We start from the raw sequence: 5474 nt of genomic DNA on the forward strand, positions 1-5474 counted from the left end.
CCTTGTTAAATTGTTTATATCTGAAATAGTTCATACAGAAGACTCCTTTTTGTTAAAATTATACTATAAATTCAACTTTGCAACAGAATCATATTTAATATGATTAATATAGGTATTTGGCCAATGGTCATTCTAGCATTATTAATCATAGCTAATAGTATTTTTATGGTTTATAAGACAGTAGACGTTAAAAAACGCAAATGACAAAAAAGCAATCTCACTCTTAATTTATGTGAGATTGCTTTTATTTATCATAACAATATAATGATGTTTCAAGCACATTATTTAATGTTTCAAACACTTCTTCAACTGTATAGTTATAGTCATTTTCTACCCAACGTCGTAGTACTTCTATTACACCACTACTGTAAAAGTCAGCTACAATTTCAGGATGTTTACTTTCTCTAATCTTTTGCGCTAAGGGGTTACGCTTACGAGTTGAGTTATTTAACATCATTTCGCGACTCACATTCGTTAAACTTCTAAATACATCTGCCTGTCGAGACGAAACTAATAGATGCTTAAAAAACTTTTTATTATTACCAATGTAATAGATAAAGTCTTCAAATGATTCAGGGGTTGTAATGTCTGCTGATGTGTCACCTTTAGCTATAATTTGTTGTGTAATAAAGTCAAGTAAAGTGTAGAGTAATTCATATTTATCTTGGAAGTATCTGTAGAACGTACTGCGGTTGATTTCTGCAATATCACATATTTTTTGAACCGTGATTTCATCAAAATGATAATCATGTAAAAGTATAAACACTGTTTCATGAATATGTTTAATCATGCGCTTTTGATTTGCTGACGGCATTATCTGATTCTCCTATTTATTTAATCTAGTCAGATAGCCTGACGTAATAAGAGTAATTTATCACAATAAAGTTGATTTTTCCAAACATAATAACTGATACTACGTTTAAATTTGTTTATAAAAAAAGAGTAAATAAGTTATTTGAAACGTTTAATACTATAGGAGCGATATAAAAAAGTGGGAGCGAAACTGAGTTTAGTTTCACCCCCTCGCAATAATAGCTACGATTGAGAAGAGTTTGTCTTAAGCGCCTTCTCAACTCGATTTGCTACTGTAAATTTGCATTATGAGTTTTAAATATGCTACACCAAACGAGCATATTCTTTATTTGTCTTTCTTAACTTTGTAATTAGTTAGTCTCAATACCTTCTAACCATTCATCTACTTTATTATCATTATCATCTACATAGTCTTTAGCTACTTGTTCTGGATTTTTGTTATCAACAAAGATTTTTTTAGCTAATTTGTCTTCGTCAGATTTACTCCAATCATCTGCCATACGTGTTGCAATTGTGTATGCAGCTGGATGTGCTTCTTTAAAGTCTTTGTTAAATACTAAGTCAATATGTTGATTATTATTACCATAAATGTTGTCTGGATCTTTCAACATTTTAACGTCTAATTCTTTAGAGAACCAGCTAGGTTCCATTGCTGTGAAGACGATAGGTTCTTGTTGTTTAAAAGCAGATTGAATTTTCTTGAATTGGTCTTGGTCAGAACTTTCTTTCAAGCTATATTTATCCAAGTTGTCACTATCAAGTTCATCTTTAGTTTCTTGCATAACGCCATTACGTGCGTCTGTGCCTTGAATTGTCCAATCTACAGATTTTCCGAAGTCACTGTTTTTTAAGTCACTAATTGAGTCGACATCTTGCACGTACTTAGGCACGGCTAAACCTACTTTTGCGTTATCAATTAAATGTTTATCATCATAAATTGTTAATTTACTTTTGAACTTATCATAGTAACTTTTATCAGTAGTAGGGAAGATACCTGATTCATGGAATGAATCAGAGTTCTCTGATACAGCAGCATATAACGGGCCACTTGCTGTTACTGGTGTAGTTGTTACATCATAACCTGCTTTTTTCAATACTTCTGCTATAACTAGTGAACGTGGTGTTGAATTATCACTCGCGATATAAGGTATTTCGATTTCTTTATTACCAAGTGATGTTTGACTATCGTCTGATGAACCACTACTGCTACCACTATTACCACAAGCACTTAGCACTATGGCTAAGGCTAGTGTAGCTAGTAGTCCTAAGAATTTCGAACTACGTCGTTTTAACATAACGTGTTTCCTCCTTTTTAATATTAGTCTCTAAGCTCGTCATCATGACGATGTTGAGATGATCGGTTATATCTATCGTAAACACCTTTGTTGTTTTCACGAGCGTATAACATTAATGCTTTGAACAATACATCTTGATCAATATTGCTATCAGTTAATTCTTTGTATAAGTTTGTTGTTTTATCGAAATTTGAATCATGATAATCATGGTTATCATTTTGATGATCATGATTGTTATGACGATAATCATCGTTACTATCGTAATTGTCTTGATAGTGTCGATCATTATAATTACGTTCATCATGATGAGTATGGTCGCCATCTTGAGTATAAAGTGATTCATAGTCGATATCATCACGTTGATTATCATAATGATGTTGGCGATGATGCTGGTCATGATGATTATCTAAATGCACAGAACGGTTATAATCTTCGTCATTATAATTGCGATTGTGGTTACGTTTGTCATTTTGATAAACATAGTTATCTTTGTCTTGTCTAGCGTATTCATTATTTTTATCGTTGACATGACCTTTTTCAGAAGATGTGTCGTGATGTTTATCTTCTTCTAAAGCTTTACCTTCAACGTCAACGTTTGGCAATACTGCACCTAACCATTTAGGAAGGTACCATGAAGCTTTACCAAAGAGTTTCGTCAATGCTGGAATTAATGTCATACGTACGACGAATGCGTCGAATAACACACCGAAACCTAATGCGATACCCATTGACTTAATTGCACTGTCATCTTGGAAGACGAATGCGATGAATACACTGAACATAATAAGTGCAGCAGCTACGATAACAGGTCCACTTTCTTTGATACCTACACGGATTGAATGATCATTGTCGCCAGTCTTACTGTATTCTTCATGTACACGTGTCATTAAGAAGAGCTCGTAGTCGATGGCAAGTCCGAATAACAATCCAATTGTGATTACTGGAAGGAATGCAAGTAATGGTCCTGTGTTTTCAATACCAAATAAGCTACCCATAAAGCCATGTTGAATGACTAATGTTGTGAAACCTAGTGTAGCCATTAATGAAAGGATAAAGCCTAGTACTGCTTTTAATGGAACTAAGATTGAACGGAATACAATCATTAATAAGAAGAATGCTAATACAACGATAACGCCTGCAAATACTGGAATAGCGTTGTTTAGTTTTTCTGACATATCGATGTTAATAACACTTTGTCCTGAAATTTCAGTGCCATAGTCATATTTTTCTTGCGCTTGGCTATGATAATCACGTAAATCATATACTAGATTTTCTGTTGACTGTGAGTTCGGTCCTTTTTCAGGAATGATTGTGAATAATGCGTAATTGTTGTTGTCGGTTAGTTGTGCTTTTGAAACTGTATCAACATTATCAATATCTTCTAAATCGCTACGCATATTATTTAAGTCACGTTCGATAGTGCTTTTACTTCCACCATCTTTTGTATTTACTAACATGACAATTTGTCCGTTATAACCTTCGCCAAAATTATCTGAGATTAATTTATAGGCTTTGTATTCTGATGAGTCAGTTGGTTTTAAACTATCATCTGGAATACCTAAACGCATGCCACTGACTGGTATAGCAGCTAAAATTAAAATAATTAAACTTACAATAACAGCGATAACTGGCTTACCAACAATAAATTTTGCCCAAGGATGATCTTTAGGGTCTTTACTTTTAGATGGTTTATCTTTAATTTTAATACTTTTATGGAAGATACTGATTAGGGCAGGTAATAGTGTTAATGCTGCTAATACCGCAAATAACACACTAATCGCTGAAGCGAATCCCATAACCGCTAAGAAGTCGATTCCTACAAGTGATAAACCACAAACAGCAATCATAACTGTAAGACCAGCGAATATTACAGCACTACCTGCTGTACCCACTGCTGTTGCGATAGCTTCTACAGTATCGACACCTTTTTTCTTAAGTTCTTTAAATCTAAATAGAATAAAGAGTGAGTAGTCAATACCAACAGCTAAACCTATCATTACAGCTAGTGTAAGAGTGAAGTTTGGAATATCAAAGATATATGTTAATAATGCGATGATACCAACACTTGAACCTAAACCGATGATTGCACTAATAATTGGCATACCAGCTGCGATAAGTGAACCAAAGGTAATAAGTAAGATTACGAATGCTACGACAATACCGACAATTTCTGATGTACTACCAGGTTCAGCATTCATAGCGCCACCTTGAGTTTTTTCAATTTGCACATTGTGGTTGTCAGTTACATCTTTTAATTCTTTGTCGATGATATGTTTAGAAGAATCTTTTAATCCAGTTTGTGGAACTACATAACTTACATTAGCGATAGCAGTATCGCCTTCATCATTAACTTGTCCACTGTCATATGGATTAGAGATATTTTGGATATAATCATCATTTTGTCTGATATTGTCTAAAGCATCTTCAATATCTTTCTTAGTATCTTTATTATTGAGTCCATCATTCTTATTAGAATGGAAGACTATTTTCATCGAGGCTTTCTCACTGTCCTGATGAAATTCTTTACTAATTTTATCGTTTGTGTCTAATGACTTAAGGCCGTTCATAGTGATGTCACTGTCAAACTTCGGTGAGTTTATCATTAATGGCGTGATAATGACACCTAGTATAACAAGCCATCCTATAACACTTAGCCATTTGTTCTTAGCTATAAATTTTCCTAGTTTGTATAATAGCTTTGCCAAGACATTTCCCCCTATTTCATTAATTTATATCGCTTAAAGTATGGGTAGTGTGTTGATGATTTGTGAGCAATTACATTAAATCGATACCTCAAATTAAGCATATTTAAAATGTTACATTTGATAATGTAACAAGTTATACCCACGTTCGGTACCATTAAAAGTTTTACGTCGTTGGAAAATGCAACACTTTGGAAAAATTGTCGGTTAAAATAGCGTGTATTAAGGGGATATATAAGAAAAGGTTCTGTTGCAAAGTTAAAATTATATGCACATCTATACAAAACTATAAAAGCAAATATTGTTTTAACAGTAAAGAGTTTTGTTAGTATTAATTATTTTTCGTTTTTCAGTATAAATATTACATGATTTTTAACTTTGCAACAGAACCTTTCATTTGTTTTATCGCCTATAAGTAAAATGTTGAATTATCTTAGTCAGCAAGACATTTCTATTTTCAATATTCATTTTTTGATAGTCAATATATGGTACTATTTACATATATTATTTTTTAATATAATTTTATACATTATATTTAATAAAAGAGAAATCATAGTATTAAATTAAGTAGTTTTTTAATTGAATATATAAAATAGATTAATTAAGGAGAAAGCTAAATGGGTAAAAAAGAAAGGACATTAAATAAGCAAAATTCTAAAATATC

3 protein-coding genes are annotated in these 5474 nt (G+C 32.6%); all 3 read right to left on the reverse strand.

Annotated features, from left to right (window positions below; genetic code table 11):
- Positions 1-244: 244 nt before the first annotated feature.
- The 3 genes from CD112_RS06020 to CD112_RS06030 all read right to left on the reverse strand — a co-directional run bounded on the left by CD112_RS06020 (position 245) and on the right by CD112_RS06030 (position 4813).
- Complete coding sequence (locus CD112_RS06020; protein WP_103364017.1) at positions 245-814, reverse strand: TetR/AcrR family transcriptional regulator; 570 nt, start codon at positions 812-814, stop codon at positions 245-247.
- Positions 815-1163: 349 nt separating this feature from the next.
- Entirely contained in the window at positions 1164-2108 is a 945-nt protein-coding gene (locus CD112_RS06025; RefSeq protein WP_002484621.1) for a glycine betaine ABC transporter substrate-binding protein, read from the reverse strand.
- 23 nt (positions 2109-2131) lie between these two features.
- Positions 2132-4813: an MMPL family transporter gene (locus CD112_RS06030; protein WP_103364018.1), complete on the reverse strand. Its 2682-nt coding sequence runs from the start codon at positions 4811-4813 to the stop codon at positions 2132-2134.
- Between the last annotated feature and the right edge of the window lie 661 nt (positions 4814-5474).

This window comes from Staphylococcus simulans (assembly GCF_002902285.1).
GTDB classification, from domain to species: domain Bacteria; phylum Bacillota; class Bacilli; order Staphylococcales; family Staphylococcaceae; genus Staphylococcus; species Staphylococcus simulans.